The sequence below is a fragment of the Ciceribacter ferrooxidans genome (assembly GCF_004137355.1).
Lineage (GTDB): Bacteria > Pseudomonadota > Alphaproteobacteria > Rhizobiales > Rhizobiaceae > Allorhizobium > Allorhizobium ferrooxidans.
The window spans coordinates 1-267 of sequence record NZ_SDVB01000260.1; the positions used below are offsets into that span (position 1 = coordinate 1).

Below are 267 nucleotides of genomic sequence, written 5' to 3' on the forward strand. Positions count from 1 at the left end.
CATCGCGGACCGCCGCGGTCAGATGCGCGAGGTCGTCGGGGCGGTTGATGTTGACCAAGCCCAGCTCGGTGTCGTCGATCCGGCGGGCGTCGGTGAGCGCGATCCAGGATTCGAGCGAGCGCGCGCCGGTGGCGATATGGGTGTCGAGCCGGATGGCGAGCGATGTCGGCCACCAGCCGATCGCCGTCTGCCGGTCCAGCACCGCCGCGCCCGCGCCTTCCAGCAAGCGTCGCAGCGTGGTGGGCAAGGGATGGACGTCGACGGGCA

General features: G+C 71.2%; 1 protein-coding gene. It reads right to left on the reverse strand.

Annotated elements, in window-relative coordinates:
* The coding region (locus tag EUU22_RS20050) for a glycosyltransferase family protein (protein ID WP_205687929.1) at nucleotides 1–267 on the reverse strand (267 nt) is incomplete at both ends.